This window comes from Candidatus Eisenbacteria bacterium, assembly GCA_005893275.1.
In the GTDB taxonomy this organism is placed as follows: Bacteria; Eisenbacteria; RBG-16-71-46; order SZUA-252; family SZUA-252; genus WS-7.
The window spans coordinates 1-22814 of the sequence record VBOW01000026.1; the positions used below are offsets into that span (position 1 = coordinate 1).

Genomic DNA, 22814 nt, shown 5'->3' on the forward strand with positions numbered 1-22814 from the left:
GACCAGACGCCGAGGGCGGCCACCCCCCCCAGCAGGAGGAGAAGCCACCAGGCGCCGGTCGCCAGGGACCCGATCAACACGGCGGGCGCGAGAGCCGCCGCGGCGAGCAGGAGAGCCCGACTCCGCCCTCTCTCTCCCGCCCGCTCCGGAATCGCCGCCGACGCCCCAAGGTGCGTCATGCCGGAAATGGTACGGTCGCAAGGCGCGCGGGGAAAGGCGGAATCGTCGCCGGGTCTTTGGGGGTCCGGGCGGTGATGGTATGCTGCCGGCCGATGATCGGGAAGTCGCGCTGCTCGGTGATCGTGGTGAGCTACAACTCAGCCCGCCACCTTCCACCCTGTCTCTGCGCCATCGAAGCCCAGCGGGGGGCGGACCCCCAGATTCACGTCGTGGACAACGCCTCCTCCGACGGCAGCGCCGAGCTGGTGCGCCGCGCATTCCCGCGGGTCCGCGTGGTGGAGAACCCACGGAACCTCGGCTTCGCGCGCGCCAACAACCAGGTGCTGGAGCGCGAGACGGCGGAGTTCGTTGCCGTCGTCAATCCCGATACCGTGCTCACCCCGAACGCGCTGGCCGCATGCGTGGATTACTTGAAGCGCGATCCCAAGGCGGGGGCCGTGGCGACCCGGCTTGTCTTTCCGGAGGGGACCCTCCAGCCTTCCTGCCACTCGTTCCTCAACCTCGGAAACCTGCTCGGGGAGACCTTCGGCGTCCATCGGCTCCTCCCGGGGCTCCGCTCACTCTCCTCTTTGCACATGCCGTGGTTCGCCCACGACCGGATCGCGGAGGTGGACTGGATCCAGGGCACCTTTCTGGTAGTTCGCGGTGAGGTGGTGCGGACCGTCGGCGGTTTCGATCCCGACTACTTCATGTACGGCGAAGAGATGGATTGGTGCCGCCGTATCCGCCGCGCCGGGTGGAAGGTGGTATTTCTGCCCGAGCCCGCCGTGGTGCACGTGGGCGGAGCCAGCAGCGCGCCGATCGCAGGTCCCATGTTCGTGGAGAATCTGAAGGGCCGGGTCCGGTTCCTCCAGAAGCACCGGGGCTACCTGGTGGCGACCGCGGCGCGGGCGCTGATCGCCGTGTCGGTGCTCCTTCGCTTCGCGTGGCGCGAGGCGGAGGCGCTCGGGCTCTCCCTCGCGGGGCGCGCCCCCGGGGAACCCCTTCGGCAGCGCCGGACGATGTTCCGTTCGGCGATCCGCTGGGTTCTTCGGGGACTCCCACTCTCGGCTCCCGACCTTGGGCCCTAGGACGGCGCTGGTTCTCACGCCCCGACTGCCGTGGCCGCTCGACGACGGCGGCCGGATCGTCATGTGGCAGTCGGTCTGGTCCGCGGCCCAGGAATACCGCACGATCCTCGTGAGCTTGGTCCACCCGGACGCGCCCGCGTCACCGGTGCCGCGCGAGATCGAGGATCTCGGCATCGAGGTGATCCCCATCCCCCACCGCCCGCCTTCGACGCTCGCCGCGGCATGGAGCGGCATCGCCGGACGGTGGCCCCTTACCCTGGCCCGATTCCGCAGCGAGGGCCTCCGGAGCACGCTGGGTCGTCTCGTCGAGACCCGCCGTCCCGCCTTCGCGCTCGTGAACCACCTTCACCTGGCCACCTATGTCGACGATCTCGGCCGCGTTCCCATGGTGCTTCGCGAGCACAACGTCGAATACCTATGGATGGAGCGCTACGCGCGCGCGCAGGGTTTGGGCCCGCGGGGTCTCTACGCGCGCGTCCAGGCGGGGCGCCTTCGCGCCGCCGAAGCGCGCCTCTGCGGGCGGGCCAGCCTCGTGCTCGCCATCCAGGCCCGCGAGGCCGAGATCCTACAGCGCCTCGCCCCGCACTGCCCGGTCCGGGTGGTTCCCATCGGCATCGATTTCGCCCGCTTCGGGGAACCATGCCCCGCGCAGCCCCCGGTGGTCCTGATCGCCGGCTCCTTCGCCTGGGAGCCGAACTCGCGGGGAGCGCTCCGCTTCTTACAGGAGGGGTGGCCCCGCCTGCGGGCCCTGGCGCCCGAGGTACGCCTGCGCCTCGCGGGGAAGGGACCGCCCGCCGAGCTGGTGGAAGCAGCCGAGCGGGGCGGCGCCGAGACGACGGGCTACGTGGCCTCCATGAGCGAGGAGTTCGCGCGCGCCTCGGTGCTGCTCGTTCCTCTCTGGGTCGGGGCCGGCGCGAGGGTAAAGATCGTGGAGGCGATCGCGGCCCAGCTCCCGGTCGTCTCGACCCCCTTGGGAGCGGAGGGACTGGGTTTGATCGGCGGACGGGACTACGTGGAGGCCGATTCTCCGGAAGCCCTGGCGGAAGGCGTGGCGGGCGTGCTTCGCGCCCCGGATCGCGGGCGGGCGGGGGCCCGGAGCGCCCGCGCGCTCGCCGCGGAGAGCAGGGGGCTCCCCGCGGTGGCGGCCCTCCAGAACCGCTACTGCGCCGAGGTCGCTGGCTAGCCCGCCCGATTCGGAATCGAAGCCGGGTGGATCACGCGCGCGCAAAACCCACGAAACGACTCCGCGTCGAAGAGAAATTCCGATCGCTTGCGGAGCGCTTGCGCCCGGACCGCGTCGCAGGCGGAGCTTTCCACGAACCGGAACGCATCCTCGGGGGAATCGTAGGCGTGCCCGATCCCGTGCTCGAGAACGAGCCTCTCCATCGCCGGGAATTTGCCCCGGGGAAGGAGAATCGGGACCCCCGCGGCGAGCGCGATGAGGAGCCGGCTCGGGTAGGACGTCCGGAATCGGATCGGAACCGCCTGGCCCGAAGGGAGCCGGTACGTCACGAGGCAGGCGCGAAATCTGCGCAGGAGCGATGCGGTCTCCCCGCTCGTCATCTTCTCCCCCCCGAAGGCCGGGAAGAAGCGGATGTTCTCGTGGGCGAGCCCGTCCATGCGCACGCAGTGCACGGCGAGCCCCGCTTGCGCGAGCGCGCGCAACTCTTCCCTCACGTCGTTCAGCGAGTCGGAGAAGTCGGCCTGCCCCAGGAACACGATCCCGCGCTCCTCGGGCGCCGCGGGACCGGCTCGATCGTCCTCGGGCGCGAAGGATCGCGGATAGTAGAAGGGCCTTGGGTGGATTTCCATCCACGGAAGCTCGCCCAGAATGCCACGCAGATACTCGCGCATCTCCGGATTGGTGACGATCGCGCCGCGCAGGCTTCGCGCCACTCCCCGGAGGGCCGAGACCTCGAGGCGCTCCCGCGCCCCCCGGCGCCACGCGGTCGGAAACGTCTCCATATTGAGGATAACGGGTGGCGCCCGCCGGCCGGCCGCGAGAAGGAGCCGGATTTCCGGGATCACCGTCGCGCCCCAGTGGGCGAAAACGAAGTCCACCGGCCCCGAGCCATCGAGGACCTCCGCCAGCCGGCGGACGAGGGCGCGATGCCAGGGCATCGGAATCTCCGGAAGGAGGCTCGCGTAGCGCGCGAGCCGCGGAGAGGGGATCTTCACCTCGTGATAGAGATTGCTGGCGACGGGAATGCGGGCTTCGAGCGCGGGGACGAATTCGTAGCGGATCGAGGGATCGGTGTTCACCACCACGGGCTCGATGCCCGCTTCGAGAAAGCCCGCGAGCGTCTTCAGCGAATCGGCCACCCTCGCCAGGTGGAGCGCGCGCAGGCTCATCGCCGCCGCGAGAGCTTTCGCTCCTGGGTCATGACGGAATCGGACCCCGAGCCGGTTCCGCCGCCGCCAGCCCGCGAAGCGGAGGAATGCGCCGCAGGATCCAGGAAAGAAGCGCGAAAACGGCCGCCCCCGCGGTTCCGCCGGCGGCGGCGCCGGCGAGCGCCGCGACCCGGCTCGTGACCCACGCCTCCGGCCACCGGGCCACGACGAAGGCCCCGCAGGCGATGGCGGGCCCCACGGCCAGGCCCGGCACCGCGAAGGCCGCCGCCAGCATCCTGCCCGGCGGGATCTCGAAGGCGGCCGAGAAGCGGAGCAGAAACAAGACCGCCCACACCACCATGGCCGCGAAAAAGGCCGGTCCGACGCCGAGGGGGCCGTAGCGCCCGATGAGGATCGCGCTCGCGACGACGTGCACCGTGAGAGCGATGAGCCCCGGGAGAATCTCGAGACCGGGCCGTCCCGCGGCGCGCCCCGCCGAGGTCGCGACCCCGGTGCACAGATTGAGGGCCAAGCCGGCGAGGAGCCACTGCGCCAGACCCGCCGCCGTGCCGTAACCCGGTCCCACCCACGCGCGAATCAAGAGCGGCGCGGCCGGGATGGCGCCCGATGCGAGAGCGAAGGCAAAGGCCGCGAGGAGGCCCGTCCCGCGGCGGCTGAGTCGCCGGAAGCGATCGCGATCGCCCGAGACCTCCAGCTCGGCGAAGGTGGGCAGCAGTGGAATCAGAGCCAGCGTGGGAAGAGACTGCACGGCGTTGGCCACACGGAAACCGAGCTCGAAATGCGTCACGGCGCGCACGCCCGCCCAAATGACTAGCAGGATCTTGTCGACCTGCTGCTGGGCCATGGCGATCACGTTGCTCGCTTGGATCGTCGAGCTGAAGCGAAGCCAAGGGCTTCCGCCCTTGGGCAGGTGAACGGACGGCCAGGACAGGGAGGGCGCCATCTTCCCCAGGGCGTAGAGGATGGCCAGGGCGGCCACCGCCCAGTAGACGGCCGTGCTCGCCACCACCGCATAAAGCCCGTAGCCCGCCTTGAGCCCGGCGACTAGGATCACGATCTGCGGGAGGGAGGCTCCGACTAGAACGGCGTTCTGTGTCCCCATGCGCTGGAGACCATTCAGGATCCCCATCCCCACGCTGACCAGGTTCGCGAAGGCGAAAACCACCGCGCTCACCAAGATCGCGAAACGGACCTCCTCGCGGTAGGGGGGCGTGATCTTGAGCCAGGCGAGCAAAAGCGGGTGGATGGCAACGATCGCCGCCACCCAAAGGGCGCCGAGGAAGAGATAGAGCCGCGTGATGCCCGCCAGCGTGTCGCGCAGCCGGTCCAGCTCGCCGGCCATGGCGTATTGCGCCGTGAATTTGACGACCGAGGGGCCCAGGCCCAGGTCGAAGGTCAGGAAATAGCTCGAGAGGAGGAAGAGGAGCGACCAAACCCCGAATCGCTCGGGACCCAGCTGATGGAGGATGAAAGGGGTGAGGGCGACCCAGAGGAGGATGGACCAGATTCGCCCGAAGACGATGTAGGCGGCGTTGCGGGCGAAGCGGAGGGCGAGGCCTCGGGGCACGGAGCTAGCCGGCGCCGGACCGCCGCACGCTCCAGGCGATCCAGAGCAAGGCCCCGAAGGCCGAAATCACGAAGCCAAGGGCGGTCAGGAGGCCGCGCCGGGGCCAGAATCGCCGATCTGGCGGATCCGCCCGATCCAGCACCTCCACCGTGGACACGTCCCGCGCCTCGGTGATGCGCGCCTCCTCGTACTGCGCCGAGAGCAACGAGAACACTTGCTCCTGGATCTTGACCTCGCGCACCAGACGGGCGAGCTCGAGCCCCAGCTCGGGTAGAGCCCCGATCTGGCGGTTGACCTGGTCGAGCTGCTGGCGCAAGCGGCGGACCTCCTCACTGCCCTCCGAGGCGTACTGGCGGACGACCCCCAGCTGCACCTCGAGGGCGGCCTGGCTGGCGAAAAACCGCGCCGCGCTCTCCACCGCCGAGAGCTGGTCGGCCGAGAGCGCCACGGTGCGATGCTGCTCCCCGTACTTGCGAAGCGCCTCCTCCGCACCGGCCAACTCCTGCTGCGTCTCCTGGAGGCGCTTCTCCACGAAGACCCGCATGCGCCGCCCCTTGGTCATCCGGATCTCGCGATTGAAGCGGTCCAGCTCGTCGGCGTAGGCGTTGGCGAGGTCGGCGGCCCGCTTGGGATCGCGGTCCTTGACGCGAATGATCACCGTGCCCGTCTCCCCCAATTGGAGGCTCGATTCGTTCTGGAGCCTGCGGATCGCATCGTCCTCGCGCCGCAAACCGTAGACCTTCTTGAGATCGAAGCGCCCTACGAGGGTGGCGGCGATCCGGCGGCTGGTCAGGATGGCCATCGTCACGTCTTCCGCCCCCGTCCGGTTCGGGATCCGGATCCCGGGAACGTTGAGACCGCGGAAGGCGGAGGACATGTTGAATCCGGTGTCCTCTTCCGTGGGCGGGAGGAGAACCGCCACGGCGCGGTACTCGGGCGGCCACACCAAAGCCACGGCGGCGGAGAGCAGGGTTCCCACGGCGACGGCGACCGACGCCCGGCGCAGATAGGGCCTCGCGCTGGCGAGGTAATCGGAGGGGGTGGGCTCGCGACCGGAAGGCGCTCGCGCGAAGCGATCGCGGTCCGGCAGCTCGGGGGTGCGATCGTGGGGAAGGTACGGTTCGCGGCTCATGGGCTACTTGCTCAACTGGTTGATGGCGAGAATGATCGTGGCCACCTGCCCCGTCACGATGACGGCGTCCCGGAACAAGGTCCAGAACGAGGTGTCCCTCTTCTCCGGCACCCAGATGAAATCCCCGGGCTCGATGCGGCTGGCGTCGCGGGCGAAAACCGTGTTGGTGCTCCCGGAATGCGTCAGGCGTGCGTCGCGGACATCGCCTCGCCGCGTCGGTCCCCCCGCCATTTTGATGTATTCGGCCGCCGTCCGCCTTCCCTGAAACGTCACCAGGCCGGGGCTCCTCACCGAGCCGTCCACGCGCACCGCCAGCTCGAGCCGAGGCACGTCGACGTGGTCCCCGTTGCGAAGAGGAACGTCGCTCTCCGGCGGCATCGGCGTCCCGGTCGAGAAGTCGATCAAGTAGGCCGACTGGCGCACGGCCAGCTTGCCGCGGAACGTCTGGTACTCGCTGTTCGTCATCTCGTCGCGCGTCAGCCGGCCCAGGCGCTCGAACTCGACGTCGTTCTCCACGCCCGACGTGTGGCGCTCGAGGCGCACGTTGCGCGCCGCCCCCTGCGGAGTGAAGCCACCCGCCCAGCGCACGAGGTCGCTGACCCGGCTTCGTCCTTCTTCGATCACGTAGGTTCCGGGGGACATCACCTCCCCGGTGATCGTCACCTGGCGGATCGGCCGCCACTCCGGCTGGGAACGAATGAAGACCCGATCGTCGGCCCGGAGCGCAACCGCCTCGGCCCCGGCGCCCTGCTCGAGGCTCGTGGTGAGGGTATCGAGCTGGTGCGCGCCGCGGAAACGGACGATCAGCACCGAGTCGAGACGGGCTTCGAGCAGCAGACCACCGGCGATTCGCAGGGCGGTGGCCAGGCTGTCACCCTCACGGAGCTCGTAGAAATTGGGGCGGGCCACCGCCCCGAACACGCCGAACCGCTGGATCGCCACCGGAACGATCACGCGGTCGCCGTCCTCGAGATACGGATTCGCTTCCCAATCGCCCGTACGCTCGAAGCGCTCGACGTCGGCGATCTCGACCCGTCCGTCGCGGCGGAGCACGCGAATGTTCCGGCGCGAGGCATTCGGGTTGGTCCCGCCCGCGGCCTCGATGGCCTCGAGCACGCGGGCCGAGCCCGCCACCTCCTGCATGCCCGCACTCTTCACCTCGCCCAGAACGTAGACCTTGAACGTGCGCGGTTGGAGGAGGCGGAGGTCGAGGGATGCCCCGGGTACGTACGGACGCAGCCGCTTCAGGATGTCGGCGCGCGCGTCTGCGAGTGTGCTCCCCCCCACTTCGACGAGCCCGAGGTTGGGAATGCGAACGCGGCCCTCGGCGTCGACCACGAAAATCTTCGTGTCGAGCGCTTTGCCGCCGTACTCGAGGCTCAGGACGTCCCCCGGCCCGAGGCGGTACGACGCAGGATCGACGGGGCCGGCGAGCGCAGGGCGCGGACCGCCGAATCGGGGTGCCTCGGCGCCCACACCCACCGCCGGCCCGCCCGTGGATCCGGTCAGCATGCGCAGCGCATCCTCTCCCGCCGTCTGCGCGCCCGCGGGCCCACAGCCGAGGGCGAGCGCGGCGGCGATCCCGATCCACCCTCGGGGGCGAGCGATCTTTCGGCGGGCCGCCGTCTCGATCCGGGTCGCGTCGCAGGCGTGGCGGTGGTCGTGCACGGGCAGGTCCTTCACATGCTGGATCAGGATCCCTTGTCGGTCAAAGGGTTCCCTAGCGCAAGCCTGCGGCCTGCTCGGGCTCGGGGATCATGGAAACCGCCGCTCGGACCCGGAACTCGGCGATCACTTCCCGGAGCGTCTGGTCCAGCGGGATGCGAGGTTCCCATCCGAGGAGCCGGCGGATCTTCTGAATGTTGGGGATCCGACGGCGCATGTCCTCGAAGTCGGAGTCATAGGCTTTTTCGTACGGAACGAATTCGATCTCCGACTCGCTCCCCGCGAGGCCGATGATGCGCCTCGCAAGCTCGAGGATCGTGGTCTCCTGGTCGCTGCCCACGTTGAAGATCCCCCCCTCCGCGCGCGGGCACAGCGCGAGGTCGACGAGCGCGCGCACCACGTCAAAGACGTTGCAGAAGCAGCGCGACTGCCGTCCGTCCTCGTACACCGTAAGAGGCCGTCCTTCCACCGCCTGCTTCACGAGACGCGGGATCACCATCCCGTACGCTCCCGTCTGACGCAGGCCGACCGTGTTGAACAGCCGCGTGATCACCACCGGAACGCGATACTCCTTGTGGTACGCGAGCGCGAGGAATTCATCGAGCGCCTTGGACTCGGCGTAGGCCCAGCGGCTGCGCGTCGTGGGTCCCAGCACGCGGTCATCGTCCTCTTCATAGGGAAGGTGGTCGCTCTTCCCATACACCTCGGACGTTGAGGCGATCAGAGTCTTCTTGTGGTGGCGGCGTGCCAGGCGCAGCACCGCCTCGGTTCCGAGAACGTTGGTCTCTATGGTCTGGACCGGATTCCTGATGATGAGATCGACGCCCACCGCCGCCGCGAGGTGGTAGATCATGTCGCAGTCATCGACGAGTCGGTCCATCACGCTCACGTTCGTGACCGTCCCGTGGACGAATCGAAACTCGGGACGCTCGACCAGATGGGCGATGTTCTCGAAACGTCCCGTGGAGAGATCGTCCACGGCGGTGACCGCCGCGCCGTGGGCGAGGAGATGTTCCGCGAGATGGCTCCCGATGAATCCGGCGCCTCCCGTGATCAGGATCCGCATGGACCGCGAGAAACGCGCCGTGGATTCGTTTCCGTTTCCGTTTCCGTTTCCGTTTCCGTTCCCGCTGCCATTCCCGTTCCCATTCGGGTGCATCGGTCCCTCTCGTTTCACATAGGGTCGGTGTAGGCCCCGACGTGAGGCCCTAGAGCTCCGGGGAAACGCCGCCGGTGGAAGCGATCGCACGGGCACGGCACGAACCGACAGGCAGCCGAGAGGTGCAAAAGGGGGATTGTCACCGTGCTCGATGGCGCCATGATGCCATACGGGGTGCTTCTTGCCAACGCCCTTCCGGGACCTCCTTCCGGAGTCCCAAGTCCATGGATCGTGACGTCAGGAATTGCCCGCCTCACGCGCCGGGCGCGACAGAAGCCCCCCGGCCCTCCGCCACGCCGTCCGCCACTCGTGGGGGCGAACCACGAGCCCCGCCCAGGACGCAAGCGCCGCCAGGGCGAGCGCCACGCCTGGGATGCCCCGCGGGGTCCAGATCGACAGGCCGAGGAGAAGCGCGAGCGAGGCGAAAAGGAGCCGACGATTATCGGGTCCGAATCGAAATCGGAGGGTCTTTCGCGCGAGCGCGTAATTGAGCACCGCATGGCTGACGTGCCCTGCCACGTAGGCGATCACGGCGCTCTTGAGGCCCACGCGATCCACGAGCAGGGTGAACGTGACGAGCATCACCGCACCATAGACCACGTCGAAGAGAACCCAGGGTCTCAGCCGGTTCTTGGGCACGAGCCAGATGGCGCAGAACCAGGCCACGGTGCGGAAGTAATCGCCCAGGAACTGAACGGGGAGCAGATCGAGCGCGGGGAGGAATTTCTTGGAATAGAACAGGGGAATCCAGATCGGGGCTCCCGCGAGCATGGCGCCGGTCACGGCCGTCATGAGCAGGACCCCAAGCCGGAGCGCTTCGCGCATGGTCGCGCTCGTCTCCTCGTCGCTCCGCTGCGCGGCGATCTGCGGCCAGACGATCGCGGTGATCGAGTTCAGGATGAGCGGCATGTAGAGGCCCGAGATGCCGATGCACACCTGGTAGATCCCGTTCGGACCCAGGCCCAGCTTCGACACGAGAACCGAGCGCAGGATGAGGACCGTCAGGGTCGCGGCGAGCCCGACCAGGAGCGCGCTGGATCCGTAGCGGAGGAGCGGGCGTACGAGCGGGCGATCGATGAGCGCGCGGCGCGGCGCGGGAACCGCGCCGGCGGCCGCCTCCTCGCCGCCCGGCACCCCCGCATGCCGCGCGACCATCCTCCCGCTCGCCCATGCGTAGACGCCCGCCACGACGACGAGCTGCGCCACGGCGCCGCGCAACCCGAAGAACCATGCCAGGGGGATGATCGTCGCGATCCCCGCCGCGGCGACGACCGCGTTCAGCGCCGCCATCGGCTTCACCGCCTGGTGCCCCTGCAGGATTGAGACCCGCAGGGAGGCGATCGCGGACAAGGGGACCGTCGCCGCGCCGGCGAGCACGACCCACGTCCATGCGCGGTCGTGGTAGAGCGCGTCCGCGAGCCAGGGGGAAGCAAGCGCCGCGAGCAGCGCGAGCGTCAATCCGGTGAGCCCGGAGAGGGTCAACGCGGTGGTGCGGACGCGCCGCACGAGGAACGCGTCCCCGCGTCCGCGCGCCTCCGCGATCATCGCCGTGATGCCGTTTCCCATGCCGAGCGTCGCGAGCGGGACCAAGACCGCGGTCAAGGTGGAGAGCTGCGCCAGGAGGCCCGTTCCCTGCGGGCCCAGGAGCGCGGCCAGGACCTTGGCGCGGAGGATGGCGGCCACGACCGTGGCGACCGAGCCGAGGCCCAGGAGGGCGGTCGAGCGGATCAGTCGGCGCACGGAGCCCTGGAACCCGGCCTAGCGGGCGCCGTACATGCGTTCGTAGTAGTGCCGGTATTCTCCGGAGCGAACCGATTCCCACCAGGAGCGATGCTCGACGTACCAATCGATGGTCGCGGCGATTCCGCGCTCGAACGCGACGGAGGGCTGAAATCCCGTCCGCTTCCTAAGCTTGCTCATGTCGAGCGCGTAGCGGCGGTCGTGCCCCGGCCGGTCGGTGACGTGCTGGATGAGGCTCTTGGGCTTCTTGAGCCGCTCCAAGATGAGCGCGGTGATCTCGAGGACCGTTTTCTCGTTCCCGGCCCCGATGTTGAAGGTCTCGCCCTCCACGTCCTTCGCGGCGAGAATCGAGAGCATCGCGGCGCAATGGTCGTCGACGTGAATCCAGTCGCGGGTGTTCTTGCCGCTTCCGTAAACCGGCATCGGCATCCCCTGCAACGCGTTCGTGACGAAAAGCGGGATGAGCTTCTCGGGATGCTGGAAGGGGCCGTAGTTGTTGCTGCACCGCGTCACGATCGTGGGAACGCCGTACGTTGCGAAGTAGGAGTACGCGAGCCGCTCTCCGCCGATCTTCGAGGCTGCGTACGGATTGCGCGCCAGGAGCGGCGACTCTTCCTTCGCGGCCTCGCCCAGAATTTCGCCGTACACTTCGTCGGTCGACACCTGCAAGAACCGGCGAACCCCGATCCGGCGCGCCTCCTCGAGAAGCACGTACACCCCGAAGGTATCGGTGAGCACGAACTCGTGCGCCCTCTCGATCGACCGGTCGACGTGCGTCTCGGCGGCGAAATTGACGACGATGTCGCAACCTTCCATCGCGCCGGCCACCGCTCTCGTTTCGCAGATGTCCCCTTTGATGAAGCGGTAGCCCGGGTCGCCCGACAAGGATTCCAGGTTCGCGAGGTTTCCCGCGTAGGTCAGCTTGTCCAGGACGGTGACGCGGGAATCCGGGAATCGCTTCCGGATCAGGCGGACGAAGTTCGATCCGATGAATCCGGCGCCCCCCGTGACGAGAAAGCGGGCCCGCGCGAGATCCGGCGCCTCAGCCATCCTTGCGATCCCAGCTGTAGGGAATGTCGTTCTTGTGGGGATCGATGCGATACTCGTCGGGCTGGTCGTATCGATAGAGCTCGGTCGGGACGTTCACGAGCATCGCGGGCTCGGTGCCGATTCCCTTCATGCCGTGCACCACGCCGGGCGGGATCGTGACGAGGATCGGGTTCTTCTCCCCCATGAAGAACTCGTTGATGAGCCCCCGGGTCGGGGAGCCGTCTCGCTGGTCGTAGAGCACCACCTTCATCATACCCTTCACGATCACGAAGTGGTCGGTCTGGATCTTGTGGAAGTGCCACCCCTTGACGACGCCCGGGTAGGCGACCGAAACATACGACTGGCCGAAGCGCTGGAAAAAGGAGTCGTCCGAGCGCAGCATTTCCATCAAGTACCCCCGCTCGTCCGCGATGATCTTCAAGGGTTTCACATGAACGCCGTGGATCAGCTGCATCATGCCCTCCCCACGCAGCTGTACGTGAACCCGAGGCGCCTCACCATCGCGGGATCATAGATGTCTCTCAGATCCACGATCACCCGCCGGCGCATGACACGGCGAATCTTGAGCAGGTCCAGCTTCCGGAATTGGTTCCATTCGGTCACCAGAACCAGGACGTCCGCTCCCTTCGCGGCGTCATACGCGTTCGCGCCGAACGTGACCCCGGCTGGGACTCCGGCGCTTCCGCGCCGAACGGCGGGGTCGTAGGCCCGGACACGCACCCCCTTTTTCAGAAGGGCCCGGATCAGGTCCAGAGCGGGCGCTTCGCGAAGGTCGTCGGTATCCGGCTTATAGCTCAGGCCGAGGATCGCGGCCGTGCGCGTCCCGCGCCCCTTGAGGGCGGCGAACACCTTCTTGGCCGCGACCACGCGCTGCGCCTGATTCGTGTCGATGACCGCGCTCACGATTCGGAGCGGCACCCCTGCCCGTTTCGCGAAGGAGCGAAGCGCCACCGTGTCCTTGGGGAGGCAGGAGCCCCCGAATCCCGGGCCGGGGTGCAGGAACTTCGGCCCGATGCGCCGATCGAGTCCCATTCCTTTCGCCACGTCGCGGATATCCGCCCCGACCGCCTCGGCCAAGTTGGCCATTTCGTTCACGAAGGAGATCTTCGTGGCGAGAAACGCGTTCGCAGCGTACTTCAACAGCTCCGCCGTGCGCACATCCGTGAGCAAGGTCGGCGTCTCGAGAAGATAGAGCGGCGCGTAGATACCCCGAAGAATTTTCTGTGCGCGCTCGGTGTTCGCGCCGATCACGATCCGGTCCGGCCGCATGAAATTCTCGACCGCCGTTCCCTCGCGCAGAAACTCGGGATTCGAAGCAACGTCAAAGGGCACGCGGCGTTTGGCGTAGCGCTTCAAGATCGCATGGACCCGGTCCCCCGTTCCCACGGGCACCGTGCTCTTCTGGACGACGAGCCGGTACCCGGGCATCGCCTGCGCCACCTTCTTCGCGACGGCGAAGACCGCGCTCAAATCGGCGGTTCCGTCGCGGCGCGGCGGGGTGCCCACGCAAATGAAAACCACTTCCCCCCAGCGTGTCGCCTGCTCGAGCGACGTGCTGAACCTGAGCCTCCGCTCGCGGACGTTTCGGGCGACCAAATCCTTGAGACCGGGCTCGTAGAACGGGATTTCGCCGCGCTCCAGGAGGTCGATCTTGCTTCGATCGACGTCCACGCAGAGCACCTCGTTGCCGAAATCGGCGAGCCCGGCGCCGCTGACGAGCCCCACGTAACCGGTCCCCACCATGACGATCTGCAATGTTTCCCCCTTTCAGCGGCCGATTTCTCGCCGCAGCCGTTCGCGTGCGTCGGTGTACAGATCTTGCAGCGTTCGCTCGATCGGAATGTCGGGAGACCACCGGGTCTTCGATCGAAGCTTCGTCGGATCCCCCACCAGGTAGTCGGCGTCCCGGGACCGCATCCGCTCCGGATCCTGGACGATCGTGGGCTTGAATCCCGCGGCACCGCACAGGATCTCGAGCAGGTCGCGAAGGACGTGCCCCCGTCCGGTGCAGACATTGTAGGTTTCGCCCGGCCCGCCGCGCTCGAGAAGGGCGTCGTACGCGCGCACCACGTCCCGCACGTCCCCGTAGTCCCGGACGCCCTCCAGATTTCCCACGCGCAGCTCCGCCGCGACGAGACCCGCGTCGATCCTCGCGAGCTGATCGGCAAAACCGGCGAGCGCGAAGCGCGGCTGTTGACCCGGTCCCGTGTGGCTGAAGGTGCGCGTCCTCACGATGTTCAAGCGATAGGTGCCCGCGTAGAGCTCCCCGAGCGAATCCTGCGCGGCCTTGCTGAAGGCGTAGGGGTTCATGGGCTTCATCGGGGCATCCTCCCGGATCTTCTGCCCCGGCGAGCCCGTCCCGTACACGTCCGCCGAACCCACGAGGAGCACCATGGCTTCCGGCGCTTCCGCCCGAACCGCCTCCAGGAGATGGAGCGTCCCTACCGCGTTCACGAGATAGGTGCCGGCGGGATCGCGGATGGATTCGGCGCCGGAGGATTGCGCGGCGAGATGGACGATTCGGTCCGGCCGGCATTCCCTCACCCACCCCGCCACCTGGCCGAAATCCCTGACATCGAGGGGACGATGGCTCTTGAGCTTCGCCCGCAGATCCCCGTCGGAATCGGAGTAGCCGAGCGCCACGTGATCCGCGCCGTAGAGCTCCTCCTTGGGACGTTTGGCGAGCTCGCGCGCGAGGTGGCGCCCCACAAAGCCCGCGACGCCGGTGATGAGCGTTCGCAAGGGGCTAGCGGGCCCTCCAGTACTCCAGGAGGTCCCGGAGCGTCTGCTCGAAGGGGATCTTCGGTTCCCAGCCGGTAACCTTCTTGAACTTGCCCGCGTCGCCGAGCAGAACGGGGACATCCGACGGACGCATGCGGGCGGCATCCTGCTCGACCTTCACCTTGACCTTCGACATGCCCAGGAGAACGTCGAGCATCTCGCGGATCGTCCAGGCGCGCCCGGAGCAAATGTTGTAGACCTCCCCCGCCTGGCCTTTCTCGAGCGCGAGCCAGTACGCTCGCACGACGTCGCGCACGTCGGTGAAATCCCGGCGCGCGTCGAGATTGCCGACGCGAATCACGGGCGGACGCAGCCCCCTTTCGATATCCGCGATCTGCTTCGCGAAATCGGAGCACACAAAGACCGGGCCGCGCCGCGGACCCTCGTGGTTGAATCCGCGCGTCCGGATCACGGGAAGCTTGAAGCTCATGAAATATTGATACCCGAGCATGTCCTGACCCACCTTGCTCACCGCGTACGGCGAGAGCGGCCGGAGCGGATTCGTCTCGCGGATGGGCAGCTCGTTCTCATGCACCATGCCGTACTCCTCACTCGAGCACGCGAGCTGGATTCGCGGCAGGATGTGCAGCTTCTTCACGGCCTCGAAGATATGGAGCTGGCCGATGATGTTGGTGACGAGCGACTCGGTGGGGGCGGTCCAGGACGTCGGCACGAAGCTTTGGGCTGCGAGGTGGAAGATCCAGTCCGGCCTGGCCTCGTCCAGCACGTCGCGCACCGAGGATGCGTCGCGGAGATCGCACTCGAACATCCGCACCTTGCCCGCAAAATGCTCGATGTTCTCGGTTCGGCTTCTCCAGCGCTGGATCCCGACGATCTCAACGTCCTTTTTCTCCGCGAGCATGTAGTCGACGAGGTGGCTTCCGGCGAACCCCGTGATCCCCGTGACCAAAACCCTCATGATCCGGTCCTTTCTATGGAAAGATTCGATGCGATCGAGGCCTCATAGGCGGCCACCACGGCCCGCGGGTCCCGTGCCTCGAGGATCGGCCGTCCCACCACGAGATAGTCCGCCCCGCGCGCCAGCGCCTCCTTGAGCGAGAGCGTCCGTTTCTGGTCCTGTACGGGGTCGCCGGGACCTCGGATGCCGGGCGTGACGATCAGGAACGGCGGCGCGTGCTCGTGACGGAGCGCCTCGATCTCGAGCGGCGAGGCCACGACCCCCTCCACCCCCGCCTCACGGCAGGAGCGGGCGAGCCCGAGCACTTTCTCCTCGAGATTCGTCGTGGGGTTCCAGAGCGCCGGCAGCTCCGACCCGGTCAGGCTCGTGAGCATCGTGACGCCGAGAACGCGCGGCCGCGAGGACAGAGACCGGGCCGCATCCGCGGCGGCACGGAGCATCTCGGGGCCGCCGGCCGCGTGGACCGTCAGGAGCGAAACCGGAAGCCCCTCGAGGGCCCGGATCGCTTTCTCGACCGTGGCCGGGATGTCATGGAGCTTGAGGTCGAGAAAGATCCGCTTGCCGCGCTCGGCGAGCGCCGAGACGGCGGGCCTTCCCGCGGCGTAGAAGAGCTCCAGCCCCACCTTGTACCAGGCGGCGGCATCCCCGATCCGGTCCACGTGCAGGAGCGCGGATTTCAGATCGGGGCGGTCGAGCGCGACGATGAGCCGGTCGCGCAGGGCGCCGCTCACGAAGCGTTCCCACGGCGCGCCCGCTTCAGGACCGGCCTTCCGGCGCGGATCACGCCGTGCTCGGAGGAGACTTCCAGGGCACCGACCAAATCGGTCACCGATGCGATTTCCGAGCGGCGCAAGTAGGATTCGATCTCCTCGACACACGCCTCGGGAAGGCCCGGGTTCGCGAAGAGGGCCGTTCCCACCTGGATCGCGGTGGAGCCTACGAGGATGAATTCGATCGCGTCGGCGGGATATGTGATCCCCCCCATCCCGATCACGGGAATGTCCACCGCCTGGACCACTTCCCAGACCTTCGCGAGCGCGAGCGGCTTGATCGCGGGGCCCGACAAGCCCCCGACGACGGTTCCCAGGATCGGCTTGCGCGAGATGGAGTCGACCGCCATTCCCACGAACGTGTTGACCAGCGATACGGCGTCCGCGCCGCAGGATTCGCATGCGGCCGCGATCTCCGCGATCCGGGTCACATTCGGGGTGAGCTTCGCGATGAGCGGCAACGCGGTGAGCGGGCGGATCGCGGTCATGACCTCGCGGGCCATGTCGGCGTCGGTCGAATAGCGAAGCCCGTGCGGTCCGACGTTGGGGCAGGAGATGTTCACCTCGATCGCGTGCGCGACGTCCGCGCGGCTCACCCCCTCGACCAGCTCGCAGAATTCCTGCACGTCCTCCCCCTCGACGGAGACGATCACCGCGCAGGGGAGTTCGCGCAGGACGGGAACTTTGATCTCGAGAAATCCATCGAGGCCGGGGTTCTCGATCCCGATCGAATTGAGCATGCCGGAAGGGGTCTCCACGACCCTGGGAGGAGGATTCCCGGCCCGGGCGTGTCGGGTCACGGTCTTCGTGACGATGCCTCCGATCGTGCTCAGGTCCACCAGGCGCGCGTATTCGGTCCCGTATCCGATAATCCCCGAGGCAACGAGCACGGGATTTCGGAGCACGAGGGAGCCGATGCGCGCTTCGAGGTTCGGCGTCACGGGAGCCGCTCCCAGTCCACGAGGGTCGCGTCCATGACCGGACCCTCGAGGCACATCGCGGGGTAGCGGGCGCCGTTCCCGGGCGCCCCGGGGGTAAGCGGCACGGGGCACCCGCGGCACGCGCCGACCGCGCAGGCCATCGGCCCCTCGAGCGAGGCCTCGCATCGGACTCCACGCCCCCCCGCGAACTCCGCCACCTCGTGGAGGAGCCCGTGCGGACCGCACGTGAAGATCTCCGCGGTGAGGGGCGTGTGGCCCCCGGCCTCCCATTCGCGCTTCAAAAGGGTGAGCACGCTCCCCCGATATCCCGTGGAGCCGTCGTCGGTGGCGAGATGGAGCCTCCCGCCGCGCACTTCGCGCGCTCCGTACAGCTCCCGGTTGGTTCGCGCGCCGAAGAGGAAAATGAAGGGGCGCTTCCTTTCCCGAAGCTTCCGGCTGAGGAACAGGAGCGGCGCCACGCCGCGCCCGCCCGCGACGAGAATCGGCGTGCGGCGGGGGCGCGGCGAGAACCCGACGCCCAGCGGGCCGATGAGGTCCAGCTTCTGCCCTTTGGGCTGCGATGCGAGCGCTTTCGAGCCCCGTCCCACGACCGAATAGTAGATGCGGACCGCGCGGATCTTCCCGCGTTCCACGAAGCCTTCCAAGCTGTAGGGCCGACGGAGCAGGGGCTCGGATTCAAGCGAGACGCGCAGGTGGACGAACTGCCCTGGCTGGGGCCGCGTGAATCCTCGAGGCACCTTGAGCGTGAGGAGGAAATTTCCCGCGGTGACCTCGCGGTTCTCCACGACCGAGCACGATACGAGGTTCATCGCGAGGGTCCGATGGTCGGCGTCGAGGTCGTATCCGCGGGCAGCGGCCCGGATGTGGCGCGCGAGGTATCCGCGTCGGCCGGCCTTGAGACCGCGGGCGGGAACGGGGGGGCCTTCCCCTCGCGCTGCGCCCTGTAGAGCGCCCGTGTGTAGTCGGCGAGCGAATCGCGACGCGCTTCTTCCGCCGGGGTGAGCGAACGCGCCTCTGGCGAAGGAGGCGTCTTCGCGCTGTCCTGCGCCGCGGCCCTGATCGTCGGGAGCAGCTCCTCCATCCGCTCGCGGGCGAGGCTCGTGTCGGGATGCGCCAGCATCGAGTCCAGGAGCGCCACCCTTTCGTCCGTTTTCCCGCTCCAGCGTTTCCAGAGATAGAGCGCCGATTCCGCGTACCGGGTCTTCCGATAGCGCCTCGCGATCGAGTCGGTCAGCGCGGCGGCCGACAGGGTGTCGCCCTGGTCGTGCGTGTGGATCCAGAGCCGGGCGAAGGCCGCCTTCGGGGCATAGGAGCTTTTCGGGAAATCGCGCTCCACCGCCGCGTACTGGATCAGAGCCGAGTCGATGTTTTGGATCTGGAAGTAGTAAAGCTCGGCGAGAAGAAACGCGGCCCGTGCCCGCGCCTGCGTCGAGTCGGACTGCAGGGTCTGCCGATACTGCTTGATCGTGGCGAGGCTCCCCGATCGTCGCGCCGCCTCTACCTGGAACTCGGAGGAGGCGGGCTCCGCCTTCAGCTTGTCGTATTCACGACCGGCGGATTCGAAATCGCCGAGCTGCGACTCATAGAGATATCCCAACCGGAACTGGGCTTCGTACGCCACCGGCGTGTGCGGATTCTGCGCCACGAGATTCCGGTATCCGTCGAGCGCCTCGTTCACCCGCCCGAGAAGCGCCATGCACCCGTACACCCGGAGCCCAAGCTCTCCGCCGCGATTCTCGTTCACGGCAAAAGGTTTCCAGCTCTCGTACCACGCGAGCGCGTCGCCCCAGCGTCGTAACTCTTCGAGCGTCTCCCCGCGCTTCAGGGCGAGATCCAGCCGGCGGCCGCCGTCCTCCTCGGCCTTGAGGCACTGCTCGAACACGATTTGGGCGCTTTCGTACTTCTTGCTCGTGAAGAGCGCGTCCCCCGTGCGCCGTAACGCGTCGGCGCGCTCGCGCTTCTTCTTCGCGGACTTGACCGCGTGGTCGTACCAGACAAGGGCTTCCGGGTATTTCTTGAGCGCGACCTCGCATTCCGCGCCGTAGTAGTAGAGCTCCCACTTCCGCTTGAACGAGGGGTACTGCGCTTCCGTCTCGCGGAACATGGTCTCCGCCTCTAGATAGTCTTTCCTACGGTACAGGGAAAGCGCCTCCATGAGCTTCGAATCGGGCACGAATGGGCTCTTGGGCAGGGAGGCGCGAAGCTCGCCGAACTTCTTGATCGCCCCCGTGTAGTCCCCCCTCCCGTACATCGCCGCGCCCATGTAGTAGACGGCGTCGTCCACCCACTTGCTCTTGGGATAGTCGACCAGGATCTTGTTGCATTGGCGAATGGTCGCCTCGTATTTCTGCGCCGCGTCGGCAGAAGGCGAGTCGTTCACACTCCGCTCCTGCGCCTTTTGGGCTTCGCGGTAGTAGCGCTTGGCGAGATAAAACGTGTTGTAGTAGGCGCAACCGGTGAAGGCGACGAGAAGAATCGATCCGAGGATCCAGGAGCCCGGGGGCTTCGCGTGCGGGGTCTGCATGAACGGCCCCATCGTATCACTTTCGGGAACGGCCCCGCTATCGGGCGCCGGCCGGGGCGGTCTCGGCCCGATAGGTGACTCGGCCACCGACCATGGTGAGGAGCACCTGTCCAGGAAGCTCCCACCCATCGAAGGGCGTGTTCCGCCCCATCGACGCGAACTCGGACGCGCGCACGGTCCAGCGGCGCGCCGGGTCGAAGACGGTGACGTCCGCCTGCGCCCCCGCTTCCAAGGTGCCGCCCGGCAGGCCCAGGATCTTGCATGGGTTCACGGTGAGACGGAGGATCAGCTCGGGCAGCGAGAGATGCTTCGGCTCCACCAGCGCTTTCAGGTAGATCCCGAGCGCGGTCTCAAGACCCACGACCCCGAACGGCGCCGAGTCGAAGTCATCGTCCTTCTCGATTTCCGTGTGCGGCGCGTGGTCGGTCGCGAGGCAATCGATCGTGCCGTCCACGACCGCTTCGATGAGCGCGTCGCGATCCTTGGCGCTCCGAAGCGGCGGGTTCATCTTGGTGCGGGGATCGTATCCCTCGACCGCCTCGTCGGTGAGGAGGAGGTAGTGCGGGGCGGTCTCGGCGGTCATGCGGATGCCGCGTGCCTTGGCGCGGCGGATGATCTCCGCCGAGCGGGCCGCGCTCACGTGAGCCACGTGGACGTGCCCCTGCGTCAGCTCGGCAAGCAAGGCGTCGCGGGCCACCATGGTGGACTCCGCCGCGTCGGGGATTCCTCTCATGCCGAGGCGCGTCGAGGTCCAGCCCTCGTGCATGACGCCGTCCCCCTTCAGATCCGGGTCCTCGGCGTGCTGGATCACGGGAACGCCCAAGCGGCGGGTCAGCTCGAGCGCGCGGCGCATGATCTCGGCGTTCCGAACGGGCTTTCCGTCGTCGGATGCGGCCACCGCGCCCGCCTCGACCAGATCCTCGATCTCGGTGAGCGTCTCCCCCATCTGGCCGCGCGTGACCGCTGCGACGGGGAAGACGCGAGCGTGCCCCGACTCCCGAGCGCGGCGGATCACGTACTCGATCCGCGGCCGATCATCGAGCGGAGGCACGGTATTGGGCATGCACGCGACGGCGGTGAAGCCGCCGCGGGCCGCGGCTCGCGTTCCGGTCTCGATCGTTTCCTTCTCTTCCTGGCCCGGCTCGCGCAAGTGCACGTGGATGTCGACCAGACCGGGGCAGATCACGGCGCCCTGGACCGGAAGCACCTCGACTTCGGGATTCGACCTCACATCCGCCGGGGCGTCCTCTCCCAGACCCGCGATGCGGCCGTTCGCGATCCAGAGATCCTGGACGCGATCGATTCCGCGAGCGGGGTCGAGGACTCTACCGCCGCGGATGCAGAGAGGGCTCGCCATGGGCCTGCTTCGTCTCCGTGGTAGGGGTCTCGGCGGCCGGCTCGCCCGGGGCCTTGTGCCCGGCGAGCAGATAGAGCACCGCCATGCGTACCGCGACGCCGTTCGTCACCTGTTCCAGGATCACCGAATGCTTCCCGTCCGCGACGTCCTGGGCGATCTCGACCCCGCGGTTCATCGGTCCGGGGTGCATCACCGTGACGTCCGGCTTCGCCCGCTGGAGCCGCTCGCTCGTCACGCCGTAGACGCGCGCGTACTCGCGAAGCGAGGAATAGAGGGTGCCCCGCTGCCGCTCGAGCTGGATGCGGAGGATATTCACGACGTCCGCCCCCTCGATCGCCTCCTCCACGCTCCGCGCCACCGTCACTCCAAAACGCTCCACCTCGGCGGGCATCATCGTCGGAGGCCCGGCGATCGTGACGCTCGCCCCGAGCTTCGTGAGCCCCCAGATGTTCGACCGCGCCACGCGGCTGTGCATGATGTCCCCGATGATCGCAACCCTAAGCCCCGCGACCTTTCCGCGGCGCTCCCGAACCGTAAAGATGTCGAGGAGGCCCTGCGTGGGGTGCTCGTGCGTCCCATCTCCCGCGTTGATCACGCCGGCATCCAGGTTTCGCGCCAGGTAGTGCGGCGCGCCGGAAGCCTGGTGGCGGATCACGACCAGGTGGATCCCCATCGCTTCGATGTTCCGCGCGGTGTCCTTGAGCGACTCCCCTTTCGAGACGCTGGAACCCGCCGCCTGGAAGCTCACGGTATCGGCGCTCAGCCGCTTCTCCGCAAGCTCGAACGAGAGCCTCGTGCGGGTGCTCGCCTCGAAGAAGAGGTTGGCCGCCGTGAGCCCGCGAAGGGACGGCACCTTCGGGATCGGACGGTCGAGGACTTCGCGGAAGGTGCGTGCCGTGTCGAGAATCGAGACAAGCTCCTCGGCAGAAAGGTCCTCGAGACCGAGCAGATCCTTGCGAGTCCCGATCATCCGAGGATCTCCCCGATCGACACGCCATCCAGGCCGTCGACTTCGTTCACGTGGACCATGATGACCTCGCGCCGGGACGTGGGCACGTTCTTCCCGACGAAGTCGGCGCGGATCGGGATCTCGCGGTGGCCCCGGTCGATCATGACCGCGAGCTGGATCGTCTTGGGCCTTCCCAGATCGATCAGCTCGTCGAGAGCCGCGCGCACCGTGCGTCCCGTGTACAGCACGTCGTCCACGAGGACGACGATCTTGTCGTTGATGCCGGTCGGGACGTCGGTTCCCTTGACGACCGGCTGGTGCGCGATCATCTGGAGATCGTCGCGGTACAGCGTGATGTCGAGCGCCCCGACCGGGGGATCGATGCCCTCGAACTCCTTGATCTTCCTGGAGAGGCGCTCCGCCAGCGGGACGCCGCGGGTGCGGATCCCGACGAGAACGAGGTCCCGGGCTCCGTCGTTTCGCTCGATGATCTCGTGGGCGATGCGGGTGATCGCGCGGCGGAGCCCCTCGCCGTCGACGATCTCCGCCTTCTCGCGAACGCGTTCCACCGGCTTTTCGGTAGGCACGAAAAAACCCCTTCCGGGACCGGAAGGGGTGATCGAGCGGGTGCCCCTTTCTAGTCTCTCGGAACTAGTTT

General features: G+C 67.7%; 20 protein-coding genes. 2 read left to right on the forward strand and 18 right to left on the reverse strand.

Going from position 1 to position 22814, the window contains the following annotated elements:
• The first annotated feature begins 251 nt into the window (after positions 1-251).
• Together E6K76_05950 and E6K76_05955 are read left to right on the forward strand one after the other, a co-directional pair.
• Positions 252-1250 (forward strand): glycosyltransferase family 2 protein, encoded by a 999-nt coding sequence (locus tag E6K76_05950; protein TMQ59018.1) that lies wholly within the window; start codon positions 252-254, stop codon positions 1248-1250.
• Positions 1240-2433, forward strand: a complete 1194-nt coding sequence (locus E6K76_05955) for a glycosyltransferase (GenBank protein TMQ59019.1) — start codon at positions 1240-1242, stop codon at positions 2431-2433. The genes E6K76_05950 and E6K76_05955 overlap by 11 nt, the downstream gene beginning before the upstream one ends.
• On the opposite strand, the gene E6K76_05960 is transcribed toward E6K76_05955, so the two are convergent.
• From E6K76_05960 to pyrR, 18 genes are all read right to left on the reverse strand, one after another.
• Entirely contained in the window at positions 2430-3602 is a 1173-nt protein-coding gene (locus tag E6K76_05960) for a glycosyltransferase family 4 protein (protein ID TMQ59020.1), read from the reverse strand. The two genes, E6K76_05955 and E6K76_05960, sit on opposite strands and share 4 nt — an antisense overlap.
• 28 nt (positions 3603-3630) lie before the next feature.
• The gene (locus E6K76_05965; protein ID TMQ59021.1) at positions 3631-5169 is read right to left on the reverse strand and encodes a hypothetical protein; all 1539 of its coding nucleotides are present in this window, start codon (positions 5167-5169) and stop codon (positions 3631-3633) included.
• Between the two features lie 4 nt (positions 5170-5173).
• Positions 5174-6301, reverse strand: coding sequence for a hypothetical protein (locus E6K76_05970; protein TMQ59022.1), 1128 nt, complete (start codon positions 6299-6301; stop codon positions 5174-5176).
• A 3-nt stretch (positions 6302-6304) separates the two neighbouring features.
• Positions 6305-7984, reverse strand: coding sequence for a hypothetical protein (locus E6K76_05975; protein TMQ59023.1), 1680 nt, complete (start codon positions 7982-7984; stop codon positions 6305-6307).
• 37 nt (positions 7985-8021) lie between these two features.
• Entirely contained in the window at positions 8022-9032 is a 1011-nt protein-coding gene (locus E6K76_05980; protein ID TMQ59062.1) for an SDR family NAD(P)-dependent oxidoreductase, read from the reverse strand.
• A gap of 330 nt (positions 9033-9362) precedes the next feature.
• Complete coding sequence (locus E6K76_05985) at positions 9363-10865, reverse strand: hypothetical protein (GenBank protein ID TMQ59024.1); 1503 nt, start codon at positions 10863-10865, stop codon at positions 9363-9365.
• An 18-nt stretch (positions 10866-10883) separates the two neighbouring features.
• Positions 10884-11915 carry a dTDP-glucose 4,6-dehydratase gene (gene rfbB, locus E6K76_05990; protein TMQ59025.1) on the reverse strand — a complete coding sequence of 344 codons (1032 nt, stop codon included), beginning with the start codon at positions 11913-11915 and terminating at the stop codon, positions 10884-10886.
• Positions 11908-12372 (reverse strand): dTDP-4-dehydrorhamnose 3,5-epimerase, encoded by a 465-nt coding sequence (locus E6K76_05995; GenBank protein TMQ59026.1) that lies wholly within the window; start codon positions 12370-12372, stop codon positions 11908-11910. The genes rfbB and E6K76_05995 overlap by 8 nt, the downstream gene beginning before the upstream one ends.
• Positions 12369-13670 carry a UDP-glucose/GDP-mannose dehydrogenase family protein gene (locus E6K76_06000; GenBank protein TMQ59027.1) on the reverse strand — a complete coding sequence of 434 codons (1302 nt, stop codon included), beginning with the start codon at positions 13668-13670 and terminating at the stop codon, positions 12369-12371. Before E6K76_06000 ends, E6K76_05995 begins: the two co-directional genes overlap by 4 nt.
• A 12-nt stretch (positions 13671-13682) precedes the next feature.
• Entirely contained in the window at positions 13683-14777 is a 1095-nt protein-coding gene (locus tag E6K76_06005) for an NAD-dependent epimerase/dehydratase family protein (protein ID TMQ59028.1), read from the reverse strand.
• Positions 14662-15615: a GDP-mannose 4,6-dehydratase gene (locus E6K76_06010; GenBank protein TMQ59029.1), complete on the reverse strand. Its 954-nt coding sequence runs from the start codon at positions 15613-15615 to the stop codon at positions 14662-14664. The genes E6K76_06005 and E6K76_06010 overlap by 116 nt, the downstream gene beginning before the upstream one ends.
• Positions 15612-16346 (reverse strand): orotidine-5'-phosphate decarboxylase, encoded by a 735-nt coding sequence (pyrF, locus tag E6K76_06015; GenBank protein ID TMQ59030.1) that lies wholly within the window; start codon positions 16344-16346, stop codon positions 15612-15614. The genes E6K76_06010 and pyrF overlap by 4 nt, the downstream gene beginning before the upstream one ends.
• Complete coding sequence (locus E6K76_06020; GenBank protein TMQ59031.1) at positions 16343-17326, reverse strand: dihydroorotate dehydrogenase; 984 nt, start codon at positions 17324-17326, stop codon at positions 16343-16345. Before E6K76_06020 ends, pyrF begins: the two co-directional genes overlap by 4 nt.
• The gene (locus tag E6K76_06025) at positions 17323-18135 is read right to left on the reverse strand and encodes a dihydroorotate dehydrogenase electron transfer subunit (protein ID TMQ59032.1); all 813 of its coding nucleotides are present in this window, start codon (positions 18133-18135) and stop codon (positions 17323-17325) included. Before E6K76_06025 ends, E6K76_06020 begins: the two co-directional genes overlap by 4 nt.
• Positions 18132-19979 (reverse strand): tetratricopeptide repeat protein, encoded by a 1848-nt coding sequence (locus tag E6K76_06030; protein ID TMQ59033.1) that lies wholly within the window; start codon positions 19977-19979, stop codon positions 18132-18134. The genes E6K76_06025 and E6K76_06030 overlap by 4 nt, the downstream gene beginning before the upstream one ends.
• Positions 19888-21207 carry a dihydroorotase gene (locus E6K76_06035; protein TMQ59034.1) on the reverse strand — a complete coding sequence of 440 codons (1320 nt, stop codon included), beginning with the start codon at positions 21205-21207 and terminating at the stop codon, positions 19888-19890. The genes E6K76_06030 and E6K76_06035 overlap by 92 nt, the downstream gene beginning before the upstream one ends.
• Positions 21176-22177 carry an aspartate carbamoyltransferase catalytic subunit gene (locus E6K76_06040; GenBank protein ID TMQ59035.1) on the reverse strand — a complete coding sequence of 334 codons (1002 nt, stop codon included), beginning with the start codon at positions 22175-22177 and terminating at the stop codon, positions 21176-21178. The genes E6K76_06035 and E6K76_06040 overlap by 32 nt, the downstream gene beginning before the upstream one ends.
• Positions 22174-22725, reverse strand: coding sequence for a bifunctional pyr operon transcriptional regulator/uracil phosphoribosyltransferase PyrR (gene pyrR / locus E6K76_06045; GenBank protein ID TMQ59063.1), 552 nt, complete (start codon positions 22723-22725; stop codon positions 22174-22176). The genes E6K76_06040 and pyrR overlap by 4 nt, the downstream gene beginning before the upstream one ends.
• Positions 22726-22814: the final 89 nt, after the last annotated feature.

Excerpts from the sequence above, each read along its gene's own strand:
- E6K76_05960 (TMQ59020.1), bottom strand. The coding sequence starts at position 3,602 with ATGAGCCTGCGCGCGCTCCACCTGGCGAGGGTGGCCGATTCGCTGAAG.
- E6K76_05970 (TMQ59022.1), bottom strand. The coding sequence starts at position 6,301 with ATGAGCCGCGAACCGTACCTTCCCCACGATCGCACCCCCGAGCTGCCG.
- E6K76_05980 (TMQ59062.1), bottom strand. The coding sequence starts at position 9,032 with ATGCGGATCCTGATCACGGGAGGCGCCGGATTCATCGGGAGCCATCTC.
- rfbB (TMQ59025.1), bottom strand. The coding sequence starts at position 11,915 with ATGGCTGAGGCGCCGGATCTCGCGCGGGCCCGCTTTCTCGTCACGGGG.
- E6K76_05995 (TMQ59026.1), bottom strand. The coding sequence starts at position 12,372 with ATGATGCAGCTGATCCACGGCGTTCATGTGAAACCCTTGAAGATCATC.
- E6K76_06005 (TMQ59028.1), bottom strand. The coding sequence starts at position 14,777 with ATGTCCCCGTTCTGCTCGGCGACGCGGGCAAGTTCAAGAAGGTTACCG.
- E6K76_06010 (TMQ59029.1), bottom strand. The coding sequence starts at position 15,615 with ATGAGGGTTTTGGTCACGGGGATCACGGGGTTCGCCGGAAGCCACCTC.
- E6K76_06025 (TMQ59032.1), bottom strand. The coding sequence starts at position 18,135 with ATGAACCTCGTATCGTGCTCGGTCGTGGAGAACCGCGAGGTCACCGCG.
- E6K76_06030 (TMQ59033.1), bottom strand. The coding sequence starts at position 19,979 with ATGGGTGGGAGCTTCCTGGACAGGTGCTCCTCACCATGGTCGGTGGCC.
- E6K76_06035 (TMQ59034.1), bottom strand. The coding sequence starts at position 21,207 with ATGGCGAGCCCTCTCTGCATCCGCGGCGGTAGAGTCCTCGACCCCGCT.
- E6K76_06040 (TMQ59035.1), bottom strand. The coding sequence starts at position 22,177 with ATGATCGGGACTCGCAAGGATCTGCTCGGTCTCGAGGACCTTTCTGCC.